12 protein-coding genes and 1 pseudogene are annotated in these 15,167 nt (G+C 63.2%); 4 read left to right on the plus strand and 9 right to left on the minus strand.

Going from position 1 to position 15,167, the window contains the following annotated elements:
• Window positions 1–3: 3 nt before the first annotated feature.
• The 4 genes from X744_RS154895 to X744_RS154880 all read left to right on the plus strand — a co-directional run bounded on the left by X744_RS154895 (window position 4) and on the right by X744_RS154880 (window position 4,810).
• Window positions 4–1,068: an ABC transporter ATP-binding protein gene (locus tag X744_RS154895; RefSeq protein ID WP_023759708.1), complete on the plus strand. Its 1,065-nt coding sequence runs from the start codon at window positions 4–6 to the stop codon at window positions 1,066–1,068.
• 256 nt (window positions 1,069–1,324) lie between these two features.
• A complete protein-coding gene (locus X744_RS154890; RefSeq protein WP_023759709.1) occupies window positions 1,325–2,875 on the plus strand; it encodes a sodium:proton antiporter in 1,551 nt (516 codons plus the stop codon).
• Window positions 2,876–3,065: 190 nt separating this feature from the next.
• Window positions 3,066–3,968 (plus strand): endonuclease/exonuclease/phosphatase family protein, encoded by a 903-nt coding sequence (locus X744_RS154885; protein WP_023759710.1) that lies wholly within the window; start codon window positions 3,066–3,068, stop codon window positions 3,966–3,968.
• Window positions 3,965–4,810 (plus strand): EamA family transporter, encoded by an 846-nt coding sequence (locus X744_RS154880; RefSeq protein ID WP_023759711.1) that lies wholly within the window; start codon window positions 3,965–3,967, stop codon window positions 4,808–4,810. Before X744_RS154885 ends, X744_RS154880 begins: the two co-directional genes overlap by 4 nt.
• A 103-nt stretch (window positions 4,811–4,913) precedes the next feature.
• Here the strand turns inward: X744_RS154880 and X744_RS154875 are convergent, their stop codons facing one another.
• From X744_RS154875 to X744_RS154840, 9 genes and pseudogenes are all read right to left on the minus strand, one after another.
• Window positions 4,914–5,228, minus strand: a complete 315-nt coding sequence (locus X744_RS154875; RefSeq protein WP_023759712.1) for a Dabb family protein — start codon at window positions 5,226–5,228, stop codon at window positions 4,914–4,916.
• Between the two features lie 71 nt (window positions 5,229–5,299).
• Window positions 5,300–6,954, minus strand: a pseudogene (locus X744_RS01000000169740) (GMC family oxidoreductase N-terminal domain-containing protein).
• A gap of 12 nt (window positions 6,955–6,966) precedes the next feature.
• Window positions 6,967–7,728, minus strand: coding sequence for a 3-ketoacyl-ACP reductase (locus tag X744_RS154870; protein WP_023759713.1), 762 nt, complete (start codon window positions 7,726–7,728; stop codon window positions 6,967–6,969).
• Window positions 7,725–9,227: a GMC family oxidoreductase gene (locus X744_RS154865; protein WP_023759714.1), complete on the minus strand. Its 1,503-nt coding sequence runs from the start codon at window positions 9,225–9,227 to the stop codon at window positions 7,725–7,727. The genes X744_RS154870 and X744_RS154865 overlap by 4 nt, the downstream gene beginning before the upstream one ends.
• A gap of 5 nt (window positions 9,228–9,232) precedes the next feature.
• On the minus strand, window positions 9,233–10,348 hold the full coding sequence (locus X744_RS154860) for an ABC transporter ATP-binding protein (RefSeq protein ID WP_023759715.1): 1,116 nt from the start codon (window positions 10,346–10,348) through the stop codon (window positions 9,233–9,235).
• A 4-nt stretch (window positions 10,349–10,352) separates the two neighbouring features.
• On the minus strand, window positions 10,353–11,297 hold the full coding sequence (locus X744_RS154855) for a carbohydrate ABC transporter permease (RefSeq protein ID WP_023759716.1): 945 nt from the start codon (window positions 11,295–11,297) through the stop codon (window positions 10,353–10,355).
• Window positions 11,294–12,250, minus strand: a complete 957-nt coding sequence (locus tag X744_RS154850; protein WP_023759717.1) for a sugar ABC transporter permease — start codon at window positions 12,248–12,250, stop codon at window positions 11,294–11,296. The genes X744_RS154855 and X744_RS154850 overlap by 4 nt, the downstream gene beginning before the upstream one ends.
• An 89-nt stretch (window positions 12,251–12,339) precedes the next feature.
• A complete protein-coding gene (locus X744_RS154845) occupies window positions 12,340–13,593 on the minus strand; it encodes an ABC transporter substrate-binding protein (RefSeq protein WP_031260305.1) in 1,254 nt (417 codons plus the stop codon).
• A gap of 58 nt (window positions 13,594–13,651) precedes the next feature.
• Window positions 13,652–15,163 (minus strand): aldehyde dehydrogenase family protein, encoded by a 1,512-nt coding sequence (locus tag X744_RS154840; RefSeq protein ID WP_023759719.1) that lies wholly within the window; start codon window positions 15,161–15,163, stop codon window positions 13,652–13,654.
• Between the last annotated feature and the right edge of the window lie 4 nt (window positions 15,164–15,167).

Here is a 15,167-nt window from a genome sequence, read left to right on the forward strand (position 1 = left end):
GCCATGGCCGATCCGTTTCTGTCCATCCAGCACGTTCGAAAATCCTTCGGTGCCACCACGGTGGTGGAGGATTTCAATCTCGATGTCGAGAGCGGCGAATTCGTCTCCTTTCTCGGCCCGTCCGGCTGCGGCAAGACCACCGTGCTGCGGATGGTCGCCGGCTTCGAGGAGCCGAGCGCCGGCAAGATTGTCGTCAGTGGGAAGGACATCACAAGGCTGAAGCCCAACCAGCGCAATGTCGGCATGGTGTTCCAGGCCTATGCGCTGTTTCCGAACCTGACCGTGGCGCAGAATATCGGCTTCGGCCTCAAGGTCGTCGGCATGCCGAGGGCGGACATCGATGCCCGTGTCGCCGAGATGCTCGGGATCATCAAGCTGCCGCAGATGGCAGATCGCTATCCCTACCAGCTCTCGGGCGGCCAGCAGCAGCGCATCGCGCTGGCCCGCGCCATCGCGCCGAAGCCGAAGCTGCTGCTGCTCGACGAGCCGCTGTCGGCGCTTGACGCCAAGGTGCGCGTGTCGCTGCGCGAGGAAATCCGCTCGATCCAGAAGAAGCTCGGCATCACCACCATCTTCGTCACGCATGACCAGGAAGAGGCGCTGTCGATCTCCGACCGCATCGCCGTCATGTATGGCGGCAAGGCCGAGCAGGTCGGCACGCCGTTCGAGATCTACAACCGCCCGGCAACCAAGTTCGTCGCCAATTTCGTCGGCACGCTGAACGTGCTCGAGGGAACCGTCACCGATCCCGCTGCGGGCACGGTGCGGGTCAATTCCGAACAGATATCGCTGCAGGGCAAGCTCAACGGTTCCAAGTCGGGCGACACGCTGTCGCTGGCGTTGCGGCCCGAGGCGATCTCGCTGGGCCGCCAGCCCGGCCGTGACTCCAGCCTTTCGGGAGAAATTTCCGAAGTGCATTTCCTCGGATCGGTGATCCGGGTTCGGGTCGGCATCGGCGGCAGCACGGTCTCGCTCGATACGTTCAACAGCCCGGCAACGCCGCCCCCCGCGGTGGGTGAAAAGGCCGAGATATCGTTCTCGTCGAGCGATATGCTGGTGCTGCACTAGGCGTGACAGCTCTCCCTCAGGCTGGCACCATGAATGGACGCAACACCGCCTGAAAAACCGGCAGGGCTTCCATTCGCGTGGCTTCCAACGGCGGCGCAGTGATTTCGACCTTGGGTCGATGCGCTCGCCGAAACCAGTAGAGTGTGGAAGAAAAGCTGGTGGGGGTACATTGCCTGCCATCCTGAGCTTGCTGGCCAAGCGTTTTCCAGCTGCTTTGCCACTGCCGACAATCCCGCTTACCGGCTATAAACAAGCCATGGCCCTCTTCGAACTGACACTCCTTCTGCTGTTGATCGCCGTTGCGCTGACGGCGCTGTCACGGCGCGTGCAGGTTCCCTATCCCTCCTTGCTGGCGCTGGCAGGGGTGGGCATCGCCTTCGTGCCTGGCGTGCCGACGATCGAGATCGACCCGGAACTGGCGCTTGCCCTGTTCATCGCGCCGGTGCTGCTCGATGCCGCCTATGATACGTCTTTGCGCGACCTCAATCGTTACAAGGTGCCGCTTGTGCTGCTGGCACTCGGTGCTGTCCTTTTCACGACGGCGACCGTGGCTCTGGTCGGGTGGACGATGGCAGGCCTGCCGATCGCCGCGGCCATAGCCCTCGGCGCCATTGTGGCGCCGCCCGATGCGGTGGCGGCGTCGGCCGTGCTTGGCCAGTTCAAGGTGCCGCATCGAATCACAGCCATCCTGCAAGGCGAGAGCCTGCTCAACGACGCCACCGCGCTGCTGATTTACCGGATGGCGGTTTCGGCGGCAGCAGGCTCCATCCTGCTGAGCAGCGCCGTTCCGATGATCCTGCTGTCCACCCTGGGCAGCCTTGCGGCCGGCTATCTGCTTGGCCGGCTGTCTCTGATGACACTGGACCGTATCGAAGATCCGGCGAGCGGCACTGTGGTGCAATTTGCCGGCACATTCGGGGTCTGGATCCTGGCCGACAGGCTGGGCCTTTCTGCCATCATCACCATCGTGGTCTATGCAATGACAATCGCTCGCACCGCGCCGCGCCGCATGCCGGCCAGAAACCGCATCAGTTCCTATTCGGTGTGGGAAACGGCGGTGTTCGTGCTCAACGTGCTGGCTTTCGTGCTGATGGGCCTGCAGGCACGTTCGATTGTCGGCAGGCTTGCCGGCGAGCAGCAGACCGATGCCTTCTTGCTGGCCGGGACCGTACTTGCCATCGTCATCGTTTCCCGTCTGGCCTGGGTGCTGGGCTGCGGCGCGGCCATCAGGTGGTTGGCCCGTTTCGGCAATGCGGATCGTCAGCGAGACGCGCCATCGTTGCGCGGCGGCATGCTCATCGGCTGGTGCGGGATGCGTGGTCTGGTGACGCTTGCGGCGGCATTTGCCTTGCCGGCTGAATTCCCCGCCCGCGACCCGATCGTGCTCGCTGCCTTCACGGTTGTGCTAGGTACGCTGGTGCTCCAGGGCATGAGCTTGAAACCGCTGCTGCGCCTGCTCGACCTCGACCCGGATGAAACGGTCGACCGAGAGGTTGCGCAGGCACGCGTTCTGGTCATGCAGGCCGCCCTCGACATATTGAGCCGCAAGACATCGGACGCGGCGGCTGCGGTGCGCGAGCAATATGCCGCTCAACGCAAGATCGCCAAAAATCCTGACGATGCCCAGGCGGCCACCGAATATGACCGCTTGCGCCTCTATGCCATCAAGAGCCAGCGCGACGTGCTGGAGGAACTGCGCCGCAACGGCACGATCGGTGACGAAGCCTATCACCGCCTCGAGGAAGAGATCGATTGGACCGAACTGGCGGCGTCGCCACCAGGCCGGTTCCAACCGCTGACGACATAGAGCCTGCTCCATCCGATGGACTCAAGATGAAGCAGGCTCTGATTCCTGTTTGAGCATGATCTATTCCGAAAACCGGGTTCCACTTTCCGAGATCAAACTTTGGCCGCTGGCCCAGCCCCGTCGCTCGCCCGGTACATTGCAACCAATCTGCCGAACCGCTACTGCCATTCAACATTGAGCCGGATAAGCAATGAAGCTGGTCAGCTACAACATCCAGTACGGGTTCGGCGGCGACGGCCGCTATGATCTGTCGCGCGCCGCAGGCATCGTTGCCGGCGCCGACATCATCGCCTTGCAGGAGGTCGAGCGGCACTGGCAGCGCAGCAATTTCGACGACCAGCCGGAACTGCTTTCGCGCCTGCTGTCGGGCTATCACTGGGTTTACGGCCCAGCTTTCGACATGGATGCCAGCGAGCGGCGCGACGGCCGCCTGGTCAACCGGCGCCGGCAGTTCGGCACCATGGTGCTGTCGAAGCTGCCGATCGTCTGGTCGCGACTGCATGCGCTGCCGATGCGCCGTACGCTCCGGCCACTCAACACGCGCAATGCGGCACTCGAATGCATGATCCGCACGCCAGCGGGCCCGGTGCGGATGGTTTCGCTGCATCTCGCCCATATCGCGGTCGAAGAGCGGCTGGAGCAGATCGATTACCTCATGGCCGCGCACCGCCGGGCACCCTCCGATGGCGGGCCGTGGAGCGGCGTCGACGACGAGCCCACGCGCAACTGGACCAGCGGCGAAGCGGAGCCGGAGAACCCGCTGGCGGCGATCTGGATGGGCGATTTCAACATGGAACCGGGCAGTGCCGAATACCATCGCATCGTCGGCAGCTCGCCCTACCATCGCGGTGCTGCTTATCTCGACGGCTTCGTCGATGCCGCTGCCGTGGCCGGCGAGCCGGTCCCGGACTTCCACACCCATGTGAAGACCATCGACGGCAAGGTGGCAAGGCGGCGGCTCGACCATTGTTTCGTCGGCGGCATGCTAGCCGGGCGCGTGCGTTCAATCAGCGCCGACATCGGCGAGGTTGCGTCGGACCATTTCCCGCTCCGGGTCGACATCGATCTGGAAACACCCGGCTTCGCCCCATGACACTTTTCGTCTTCTTCGCAGTGCTTGCGGCCGCCGCCATGCATGCGATCTGGAACGCGCTGGTCAAGGTTCATCTCGACCGCTTCCTGTCGATCACGCTGATGACGCTGGGCATGGGTGCCGCGGCCCTCCTGGTGCTGCCCTTCGTCGAAATGCCGAAAGCGCAAGTGTGGCCCTACATCATCGCCTCCGTGTTTTTCCACATGGGCTACCGGACTTTCCTGATCGGCGCCTACAGGGCCGGCGACTTCGCCCAGACCTATCCGCTGGCGCGCGGCACCGCACCGCTGCTGGCGGCGCTTGGCGGCATGTTCGTCGTCGCCGAGGTTCCGGCCCCGCTTGCCATTCTGGGTATCTTTCTGTTGTCGGCCGGCACGCTGGTGATGTCGTTTCGCGGCGGTGCGCATCTGGAGAGGCTCAACTTGCGCGCGGTCGGCTTTGCGCTGGCCACCTCGATTTTCATCGCCAGCTACACACTGTCGGACGGCAGCGGCGCACGGCTGGCCGCCACGGCGCAGAGCTATGCCGCCTGGCTGTTCATCTGCGATGCTTTTGGCGCCTTGGTGCTGTGCCTTATCTTCCGTGGGCCGAAGGCGCTGCCGGTGCTGGCGCGCGACTGGAAGGCAGGACTGTTCACCGGCGTGCTCAGCGGCGCGGCCTACTGGATCGTGATGTGGGCGATGACCAAGGCGCCGATCGCCTCGGTGGCGTCGCTGCGCGAGACCTCGATCCTGTTTGCCATGATGATCTCGGTCTTCGCGCTCGGCGAGAAGATGACGGGCTGGCGCGGTGCCGCCGCGCTCAGCATCGTCGCCGGTGTCGTTGCGCTCAGGCTCGGTTAGTCCAGGTGTCGTCTCGCGATCACCCATTTCACCAATGGGGCGACGAAACTAAGCACATCTACAAATGTGCCCCAATTTTTCGATTGAAGGTGAGCATCTTGTCTTAAGGAGCAATCCTAAGGTCGAAGACCATCAGTCCGTCCGTGCCGCCTTCGAGCGCCGCGACCAGTCTTGCGCCGGCGCGCTGATGGGCCCCATGCACCAAATAGGCGTCGCGCGCGGAGGCATCGCGAAAGTCGATGGTGAAGCCGTGGGTGAAGCCGCGCGCGAACGGCTCCGGGCTGACATTGGCGCTGAAATTTACTGCGTCCATGCCGTCGATAACCTGTCGCAGCGCCTCGAGGTCGGCATGGATCGCCATGCGCTCGGCGACGGGAACATCGTTGCGGAATCTAGCGAACACACAGTGCCTGATCATTTTTTGCTCTATCCCTTTGTTGTAAGCAATTCCGGACGGAAAACCGTTTTACACTTTTCCTGGAATTGCTCCTAAGCCGCCCGGTTTCCAGAAAACACGGCCGGCGGCAGCGGCTCGCGGCCGAGGATCAGGTCGGCGCCCTTTTCGCCGACCATGATGGTCGGCGCATTGGTGTTGGAGGAGGGGATGCGCGGCATCACCGAGGCGTCGCAGACGCGCAGCCCCTCGACGCCGCGCAGACGCAGATCCGGTGTTACGACAGCCATGTCGTCATGACCCATGCGGCATGTGCCGACCGGGTGATGGTCGGTCTTGGAACTGCGGCAGGCGTAGTCGAACAGCTCGTCGTCGCTGGCGAGCGATGGGCCGGGCAGCACCTCGCGCAGCACATAGGGGGCAAGCGCCTTCTGCCGCATGATCTCACGCGCCAGTCTCAGCCCCCTGATCGACATGGCGCGGTCATAGGGATCGGACCAGTAGTTCGGATCGATCAGCGGGTGGTCGGCGGGATCGGCACTTTTCAGCCGCACCGTGCCGCGCGAGCGTGGCCGCAAGAAGGCCGAATTCAAGGTGACACCCGGGTTTTTCAGCTTCTCGACGCCGGCCTCGATGCCGGAGCCCAAGCCGAGATGGAACTGGATGTCGGGCGAGGCGGCCGTCGGGTCGGCGTACCAGAAGCCGCCGGTCTCGAACAGGCTGGAGGCCACCGGCCCCTTCTTTAGCAGCAGGTATTGCAGGCCGGCCCAGGCCGTGCGGTGCAGCTTCGCGTAGTTGTCATAGGTGTGGTCGCCGGTGCATTCGGCAATGACGAACAGATCGAGATGATCCTGCATGTTGGAGCCGACGCCTGGCAGGTCATGCACCGGCGTGACGCCGACCGATTTCAGATGATCGGCCGGACCGATGCCCGATTGCATCAACAGTTTCGGCGAGCCGATGGCGCCGGAGGAGACGATCACCTCGCGCTCGGCGCGCAGGATTTTCTTCTCGCCGCCTGGCCTGTCGACGATTTCGACGCCGATGGCGCGGCCCTTCTCGACGACGATGCGCGTCACCAGCACATCGGTCCTGACGGTGAGGTTCTTGCGGGAGCGGATCGGTCTGAGATAGGCGNTTCAGACGTGTGCTCTTCCGATCTGACCGACGCGGAGGAGCGCCGGGCGTCCTTCTGGGTCAGTTGGTAGTAGCCGACGCCCTCCTGGCTGGCGCCATTGAAGTCCGGGTTGAAGGGGATGCCCATTTCCTGGCCGGCTCGAAAATAGGCCTCGCAGATCGGCAGCGGCGAAATCGGGTTCGACACGCCAAGCGGGCCCTGGTCGCCGTGAAAGTCGTTGGCGTAGCGCTGGTTGTTCTCGGCGCGTTTGAAGTAAGGCAGCACATCGCGATAGCCCCAGCCGGCGAGGCCCTCCTCCTTCTCCCAGGCATCATAGTCGCGGGCGTTGCCGCGCGTGTAGATCTGGGCGTTGATGGACGAGCCGCCGCCGACCACCTTGGCCTGCGTGTACCAGAAGACGCGGTCCTTCATGTGCTTCTGCGGTACGGTCGACCAGCCCCAGGAGGCAATGCCCTTGGTCATCTTGGCAAAGCCGGCCGGCATATGGATATAGGGATGCCAGTCTTTGCCGCCGGCCTCCAGCAGCAGGACCGAATTGCCCGGATCCTCGCTCAATCGGTTGGCCAGAACGCAGCCGGCCGGACCGGCGCCCACGATGATGTAGTCGGTCATGACACTGTCCACTTACAGTCGCGGCACGGAGAGCGCGCCGTCGACATTGATGATCGAGCCGGTCGAAAAGCCGAGCTTGCCGCCGGCGAGCGTCGCCACCACCGCACCGATGTCTGAGGCTTCGCCCCAGCGTTTGGCGGGCACCAGCCCTCCGTCGATCAGCGCATCGTATTTGGCGGCGACGTTGGATGTCATGTCGGTGCGGATGATGCCGGGCCGCACCTCGAAGACGCCGATGTTTTCGGGCGCCAGCCGCAGCGCCAGGTTCTTTACCCACATCGAAAGCCCGGCCTTCGAGATGCAGTAATCGGGCCGCTCGGGCGATGCCATTTCGGCACTGACCGAGGTAATGGTGATGATCGATTTCGGATGATCGCTACGTGCGGCCAGCATCGCCTTGGCGACGGCCTGGCTGAGGAAGACAGTGCCGCGCAGATTGATGTTCAGCGTGCGGTCGAAATTTTCCGGTTTGAGGTCGAGCAGGTCACCGCGCACGGCAGCGCCGACGCCGGCATTGTTGACCAGGCAGTCGATGCGGCCGAAGGCGCGCGTCGCGGCATCGACAAGCGTGGTGTGGCTGGCGAGATAGGCGATGTCGCAAGGGGAGTAGGCGAACTTTGCGCCACGCCCGGCGATATCAGTAGCAAGACCATCTGGCGCTTGTTCGGCAAGATCGGCGACCAGAATATCGAAGCCGGCATCGGCGAGCGCCCCGGCGCAGGCAAGGCCGATGCCGCGCGCGCCGCCGGTGACGATGGCCGCCGGGCGGGTCATGCGGTCAACTCCATCTTGCGGATATGATCAGCCACCCGCAGCGCTTGAGCCGCGATCGACAGGGCCGGGTTCACGGCAGCCGAGTTGGGCAGGAAGCTGGCATCGACGACGAACAGGTTCCTGTGGTCGAACGACCGGCAGAAGGGGTCGAGCGGTGCGGTCGCCGGATCGTCGCCCATCTTCACCGTACCGCACTGGTGCGAGGGGGTGCGCTTGTCGAAAGGCCGCGACAGAACAATTGGATAGCCGCAAGCGCGGAAGTTTTCGCGCATCACCTTGGTCAATCCATCGAGTGACTGAATGTTGGAACGCCGCCACTGCATGACGATGTCGTTGCCGTCGACCATGATGCGGCTTTCGGGATCGGGCAGGTCTTCGCACATCAGGTACCAGTCGACCGCATGACCGGCCATGAAGTCGAGCGCGAATTTCGGCGCGAACCTTATATTGGCCTTCAGCATGTTGCCGTCGATCTTGCCGAGAAGCTGGACATTGCCGAGTGGCTTGCCGCCCTTGCCGTCGGACAGATAATAGTCGTTCAGCATCAGCGTTTTCTGGTAGACGGCATCGTTGCGGCGGCGCGGGTCGATCGCCAGCATGGCGCTCGAATTGTGATTCATGAAATTGCGGCCGACCTGGTCGGAGCGGTTGGCGAGGCCTTTGCCGTCTGGCGAGGGCGAGCGCAGCAGGATGACGGCGGAATTGACCGCGCCGGCGGAGAGGATGACCAGCTTCGGCGTGACCTTCTTCGCCTCGCCATTCTGGCGATAGTGGACGGCGGCGATGCTTTTGCCGTCGGGTGACGCTTCTAGGTACTCGACATAGCAGCTGGTCTCGAGCCGGATGTTGCTGTCCTTGAGTGCTGCAGTCAGCGGTCCGGTCTCCGCGTCGATCTTGCCCTGACCGGTATTGGGAAACGCGTCCCAACCGGTCCTGCCATCCTTCAGCCAGCTGTCGATGTCGACGCCGAGCGGCAGCGAGGCCGGATGCAGGCCGAGGCTCTTGAGTTCGGCGCGGGCGCGGGCGATCGGTGCCTCGTCGGGCACTGGCTTGTAGGCATACGGGATCGAGTGGAAAGGCTCTGTCGGGTCTTCACCCAGCGCACCGCGCACGCGAAACAGCTGTTCGGCTGTCGAATACCAGGGCTCGAACTCCTCGTAGGAAAACGGCCAGGCCGGCGAAACGCCGCCGAAATGCTCCATCGCGGCAAAGTCTTCCTTGCGGTAGCGGATCAGCACTGCGCCATAGAATTTCGAATTGCCGCCGACATAGTAGTAGTTGCCGGGATTGAAGGCAGCTCCTCCGGCCTCACGCCACATCTCCTTCGGCCGGTAGTGGCCGTCGACGAAGATCGAACGCGTGTCACGCGCATGCGGCGTCGCCGGCAACGGCACACCGCGCTCCAGCATCAGGATCGAGGCGCCGCTGCCGGCAAGGCCTGAGGCGATCGTTGCGCCGCCTATGCCGGAGCCGATGATGACGATGTCCGGATTTGTCATGGCCGTCAGCGAATGCGGCTCTCGGTCGCCGGATCGAAGAACACTGCCTTTGTCAGGTTGAAGGCGAGCGGCGTGTTGGTGCCCGGCTGGATGTTGGCGTCGGCACGCAGCCGCGCCACCACGCCCTTGCCTCCGAGATTGGTGACGGCGAAGGTATCGGAGCCGGCCGGTTCGACGACCTCGATATGGCAGTCGGCCGTGGCGATGTTCGAGGCGTTGCGTTCGGCGCCTTCCGGATCGGTCAGCGCTTCAGGGCGGACGCCGAAGATGATCGGCTTGCCCTGGAATGCCGACAGGCCGGCCGGTGCATTGGCCATCGGCAGATTGATCGGCGCGCGCGCCTCGCGCTGGAGCACGACGGACAGCGCGTTGCCGTTGGTGCCGATCGTCGCCGGGATCAGGTTCATTGCCGGCGACCCCATGAAATCGGCGACGAAGAGATTGGTCGGGTTGTTGTAGATTTCGGCCGGGGTGCCGAACTGCTGTACCTCGCCGTCGCGCATGACAGCGATCTTGGTCGCCAGCGTCATCGCCTCGATCTGGTCGTGGGTGACGTAGACGATGGTGGTGCCGGTGGTGGCGTGCAGGCGCTTGATCTCGATGCGCATGTCGACGCGAAGCTTGGCGTCGAGGTTGGACAAGGGTTCATCGAACAGGAACAGTTTGGGGTCACGCACCAGGGCCCGGCCCATGGCGACGCGCTGGCGTTGGCCGCCGGAAAGCTGGCTCGGCTTGCGCTGCAGCAGGTGACCGATCTGCAGCACCTTGGCTACCTTGTCGATCGCCTTCTGGCGCTCCGCCGTCGGCACGCCGCGCATCTCCATGCCAAACGAGATGTTTCCGGCCACCGTCATGTTCGGGTAGAGCGCGTAGCTCTGGAACACCATGGCGATGTCGCGCTTGGAGGGATGCAGATCGTTGATCTGGCGGCCATCGACGCGGATTTCGCCCGAGGTGATCGTCTCCAGCCCGGCGATGGTGTTGAGCAGCGTGGACTTGCCGCAGCCGGACGGGCCGACCAGCACCAGAAAGCCGCCTTTCTCGAGCTCGACATCTATCCCCTTGAGGATTTCGACCTGGCCGAAGCGCTTTCGCAGACCATCAATTTCCAGAAAAGCCATCAGATTATCCTTTGACGGCGCCAGCCATCAGACCGCGCACGAAATAGCGGCCGGCGAGCACATAGACGAGAAGGGTGGGCAGCGCGGCGATCATCGCGGCCGCCATGTTGACGTTGTATTCGACGACGCCTGTCGAGGTGTTGACGACGTTGTTGAGCGCCACCGTCATCGGCATTACGTCGCCGGAGCCGGCATAGGCGGAGGCGAACAGGAAGTCGTTCCAGATGTTGGTGAACTGGTAGATCACCGTCACCACGATGATCGGCAGTGAGTTGGGCAGCATGATGCGCCGGAAGATCTGGAAGAAGCTTGCCCCGTCGACCTGCGCCGCCTTGACCAGTTCGGTTGGGAACGTCTCGTAGTAGTTGCGGAAGAACAGCGTGGTGAAGCCGATGCCGTAGACGACGTGGACGAAGACAAGGTTGACTGTCGAATTACCGAGGCCGAAGCTCGTTCCGGTCGCATTCTGCAAAGTCACGCCGAAACGGCCGATGCTGCCAAGGATGGTCGCCATCGGCAACAGCACCGACTGGAACGGGATGAAGCAGGCAAACAGCATCAGCCCGAACACCAGCGTCGCCCCGCGAAAGCGCCATTTTGTCAGCACATAGCCGTTGAGCGCGCCGAGCAGGGTCGAGATGATGACTGCCGGAACCACCATCTTGATCGAGTTCCAGAAATAGCCCTTCATTCCGACGCAGGTCAGGCCCGAGCAAACTTCGCTCCACGCCTTTATCCATGGGTCGAAGGTCGGCGCTTGCGGCAGCGCCAGCATGTTGCCGTTCTGGATCTCTTCCATGGTCTTGAACGAGGTCACCAGCATGACGAACAGCGGCATCAGGTAGAACAGCGCAAACAGCGCCAAGAGCCCGTAGATGACGACGCGGTTGATGAGCTTGACGTTGACGCCGCCTGAGGCCTGACGGGCGGGAGTGGTGACGGCGCTCATCGCGGCTTCTCCCTGAGTTCCGAATAGAGATAGGGCACGATGATGGCGATGATGGTCATCAGCATGATCACGGCGCTGGCCGAGCCGACGGCCATCTCGTTGCGCTTGAAGGTGTACTCATACATGAAGTTGGACGGCAGCCAGGCCGAGCCGCCGGGGCCGCCGCTGGTCAGCGCCACCACCAGATCGTAGGACTTGATGGCGAGGTGCGCGAGCACGATGAAGGCCGACAGGAAGATCGGCCGCAGCAGCGGGATGACGATGCGGCGATAGAGCTGGAAGGTGGTGGCGCCATCGATCTGCGCCGCCTTCATGATCTCGCCGTCGATGCCGCGCAGACCGGCCAGGAACATCGCCATGATGAAGCCCGAGGCCTGCCAGACACCGGCGATGACCACCGTGTAGATGACGAAATCCTTGTTCTTGATCCAGTCGAAATGGAAGCTCGTCCAACCCCATTGATGCAAGGTCTGCTCGAGGCCGAGGCCGGGATCGAGGAACCATTTCCAGGCAACCCCGGTGACGATGAAGGACAGCGCCATCGGGTAGAGATAAATCGGCCGCAGCACGCCTTCGCCGCGGATCTTCTGGTCGAGCAGGATGGCCAGGAACAGGCCGAGCGCCAGGCAGATGAAGATGTAGAGAAAACCGAAAATGCCCATGTTGGTGATCGACGTGTACCAGCTCGATGGCGGGTCGGTGTCGAAGGTCCAGCCCCACAGCCGCTGATAAGCGCGCGAGCCGGTGATGGCATAGGACGGGAAGGTCTTGGAATTGGTGAAGGACAGATAGATCGTCCACAGGATGAAGCCGTAGACGAAGACGATGGTGATGGCGAAGCTCGGTGCCAGCACGATCTTGGGCAAGGCGTCCTGCAGGCGCGAGCGCACCGAGGCGCGCGGGCGTGCGTGCTCCGGCGTCAGCTTGATCTGGCTTGTCGCTACCGTGCTCATGAGGCTCCTCCCGTCGACGCGCGACCAACCGGCTTCGCGGATCGGAGCCTTCCCCACCGGAGCAGGGAAGGCCTTTTCTTGTGTGGCGCTTACTTGGCGTCGTCGATGGCCTTGACCAGTTCGGTCACGGCCTCGTCCGAGGTCTTGATCTGACCATGGACGAACTTGGAGACGACATCCTTATAGGCATTGGCGACCGCTGGAGGCGCGCCATAGCCCTGGGCCAGCGAACCGAACAGCGTGCCGCCTTCGTTGGCAGCCTTCAGGTCGGCGATGCCCTTCTTGCCGCAAGCGTCGAAGTCGGTGTCCGGAACGTCGGTACGAGCCGGAACCGAACCCTTGACGACGTTGAAGGCCGACTGGAAGCTCTTCGACAGGGTAGCGGTGGCCAATGCGATCTGGGCGGCCTTGCGGTCGTCCGGAACGTTGAACATGCCGAACATGTCGGAGTTGTAGATCACCGAGCCGTCGGTGCCCGGGAAGCGGTAGCACAGGAAGTCCGTGCCCGGGGTCTTGTTGGCGGCGTGGAACTCACCCTTGGCCCAGTCGCCCATGACCTGCACGAGGGCATCGCCCTTGATGACCATGGCGGTGGCAAGGTTCCAGTCGCGGCCCGAGAAGTTCGGGTCGACATAGGTGACGAGCTTGGCGAGGTTGTCGAACGACTTCTTCATCGTGTCGGACTTGAGCGAAGCGTCGTCGAGATCGTTGAAGGCCTTCTTGTAGAACTCAGGTCCGCCGGTCGACAGCACGACCGAGTCGAACATGGTGGCTTCCTGCCAGTTCTGGCCGCCGAGAGCGAGCGGGATCACGCCTGCTGCTTTGGCCTTGTCAAGCAGGGCAACGAAGTCGTCGAAGGTCTTCGGCTCGGTGCCGCCGATCTTGTCCATGACGGCCTTGTTGATCCACAGCCAGTTGACCGAGTGGACATTGACCGGAGCCGCGACCCATTTGCCTTCGTAGACCGAGAACTTCTGCAGGGCTGCCGGAACGGACTTGTCCCAGCCTTCCTTCTTCGCCGTCTCGGTCAGATCGCCCATGACGCCGGCCGCCGCATAATCGAGCACGGTGTAGCCGAGCATCTGCGAGGCAGTCGGGTAATTGCCGGCCGCGACCATCGCCTTCAGCGCGGTCATGGCAGCGTCGCCGCCACCACCGGCCACCGGCACGTCTTTCCAGGCATAGCCTTCCTTGGCCAGGTCGCCCTTTAGGACGTTGAGAGCAGCCGCTTCGCCGCCCGACGTCCACCAATGCAGCATCTGGACTTCCTTGACGTCCGCGGCATGGGCCGCGAAAGCCAGACCCGATGCGAGAGCCGTTCCGATAAGCAGTTTGCGCAACATGTACTTCCTCCCTTGTTTCATTACACGACCGGTGGAGGCCCACCGGGTTCTTCTCAACTCAGCCGACCCACCATCCGGTGCGTTGGCCGCGATGAAACTGGATTGTCTTTTCCTCGGTATAGTCCTCGACGGCGCGTTTGCCGAGTTCGCGTCCGAGACCGGACTGCTTGTAGCCTCCGAAAGGCAGCTCGGGATAACCTTCCATGAATGTGTTCACCCAGACGGTCCCCGAACGCACCCCACGCGCTATCGACATGCAAGTGTCGATGCTGGCGCTCCACACGCCCGCCGACAAACCATAGGGCGTGTCGTTGGCGATGTGCAACGCCTTTTCAATCGATCCAAAAGTCAGCACCGAGAGCACCGGGCCGAACACTTCCTCGCGAGCAATGGCCATATCCTCGGTGACGCCGCGGATGATGGTGGGATCGAGGTATTGGCCGGCATTGGAGGCCAGCTGATTGCCGCCGCTGTAGACGCTGCTGCCTTCGGCCGCGGCTGCTGCCACGTAACCGGCGACCTTGGCCAAATGGTCGGATGAAATCATCGCGCCGACCTTGGTCTTGTCATCGAGCGGATCGCCGACCGTCACCCTAGCGGTGAGCGCCTTGACGGCGTCGAGAAAATCGTCGGCGATCGCCTCGTGCACGATCAGCCGGCTGCCGGCATTGCAGCATTCGCCGGCATTGAAGAAGCCGCCGAACACCGCCGCGTCGGCGGCCGCCTTGAGGTCGGCGTCGGGGAAAACGATCTGGCCGTTCTTGCCACCGAGTTCCATCGAGACTTTCTTCAGCGACTGCGCGGCCGAGGCCATCGTCATCCTGCCGACGCGGGTCGAACCGGTGAACGACACCATCTCGACCAGCGGATGGCTGACCATCGGGGCGCCGACATCGGCGCCGAGTCCTGCGAGGATGTTGACGACGCCGGCAGGAAGGCCGGCCTGCATCAGGATGTCGCCGAGCACGAAGGTGGAAGCCGAGGTCATTTCGCTCGGCTTGACCACCGCCGTACAGCCGGCGGCGAGCGCGAAGGGCAGTTTCTGGCTGACGATCAGGAAGGGGAAATTCCAGGGCGTGATGATCGAGACGACGCCGATCGGCTCGCGCAACACGACACCCAGCATCGTATCGCCGAGATTGGCGTAGGATTCGCCATGCAGCGTGCGGGCGAGCGAGGCGGCGTAGCGCCAGATGTCGACGGCGCCGCCGATCTCGCCGCGCGCCTGAGCAATCGGCTTGCCGGATTCCAGCGCGTCGAGCCGGGCGATGTCTTCGAGCCGCGCCTCGATCAAGTCGGCCGCCTTGAGCAGGATCGCGGCACGTTCAGCAGCCTTCATGCGCGGCCATGGGCCCGTTTCGAAAGCTTTGTGCGCAGCCTGCACAGCGGCTTCCACTTCGGCCTCGCCGGCCTGCGCATAGTGCGAGACGGTGAAGCCGTGGCCGGGGCTCTGGCGCGCAATCGTGCGGCCGTCGCGGGCATCGACATGCTTGCCGTCGATCAGCAGCTTGTACGCCTTTGGCGCCGCGGACGCCTCGACCGGCATGGAAATCTTGAGAGGTGCGTTCATGTGG

The sequence above is a fragment of the Mesorhizobium sp. LNHC252B00 genome (assembly GCF_000502955.1).
In the GTDB taxonomy this organism is placed as follows: domain Bacteria; phylum Pseudomonadota; class Alphaproteobacteria; order Rhizobiales; family Rhizobiaceae; genus Mesorhizobium.

Coding starts and splice junctions, on each gene's coding strand:
- X744_RS154895 (WP_023759708.1), top strand. CDS start 4: ATGGCCGATCCGTTTCTGTCCATCCAGCACGTTCGAAAATCCTTCGGT.
- X744_RS154890 (WP_023759709.1), top strand. CDS start 1,325: ATGGCCCTCTTCGAACTGACACTCCTTCTGCTGTTGATCGCCGTTGCG.
- X744_RS154885 (WP_023759710.1), top strand. CDS start 3,066: ATGAAGCTGGTCAGCTACAACATCCAGTACGGGTTCGGCGGCGACGGC.
- X744_RS154880 (WP_023759711.1), top strand. CDS start 3,965: ATGACACTTTTCGTCTTCTTCGCAGTGCTTGCGGCCGCCGCCATGCAT.
- X744_RS154875 (WP_023759712.1), bottom strand. CDS start 5,228: ATGATCAGGCACTGTGTGTTCGCTAGATTCCGCAACGATGTTCCCGTC.
- X744_RS154870 (WP_023759713.1), bottom strand. CDS start 7,728: ATGACCCGCCCGGCGGCCATCGTCACCGGCGGCGCGCGCGGCATCGGC.
- X744_RS154865 (WP_023759714.1), bottom strand. CDS start 9,227: ATGACAAATCCGGACATCGTCATCATCGGCTCCGGCATAGGCGGCGCA.
- X744_RS154860 (WP_023759715.1), bottom strand. CDS start 10,348: ATGGCTTTTCTGGAAATTGATGGTCTGCGAAAGCGCTTCGGCCAGGTC.
- X744_RS154855 (WP_023759716.1), bottom strand. CDS start 11,297: ATGAGCGCCGTCACCACTCCCGCCCGTCAGGCCTCAGGCGGCGTCAAC.
- X744_RS154850 (WP_023759717.1), bottom strand. CDS start 12,250: ATGAGCACGGTAGCGACAAGCCAGATCAAGCTGACGCCGGAGCACGCA.
- X744_RS154845 (WP_031260305.1), bottom strand. CDS start 13,593: ATGTTGCGCAAACTGCTTATCGGAACGGCTCTCGCATCGGGTCTGGCT.
- X744_RS154840 (WP_023759719.1), bottom strand. CDS start 15,163: ATGAACGCACCTCTCAAGATTTCCATGCCGGTCGAGGCGTCCGCGGCG.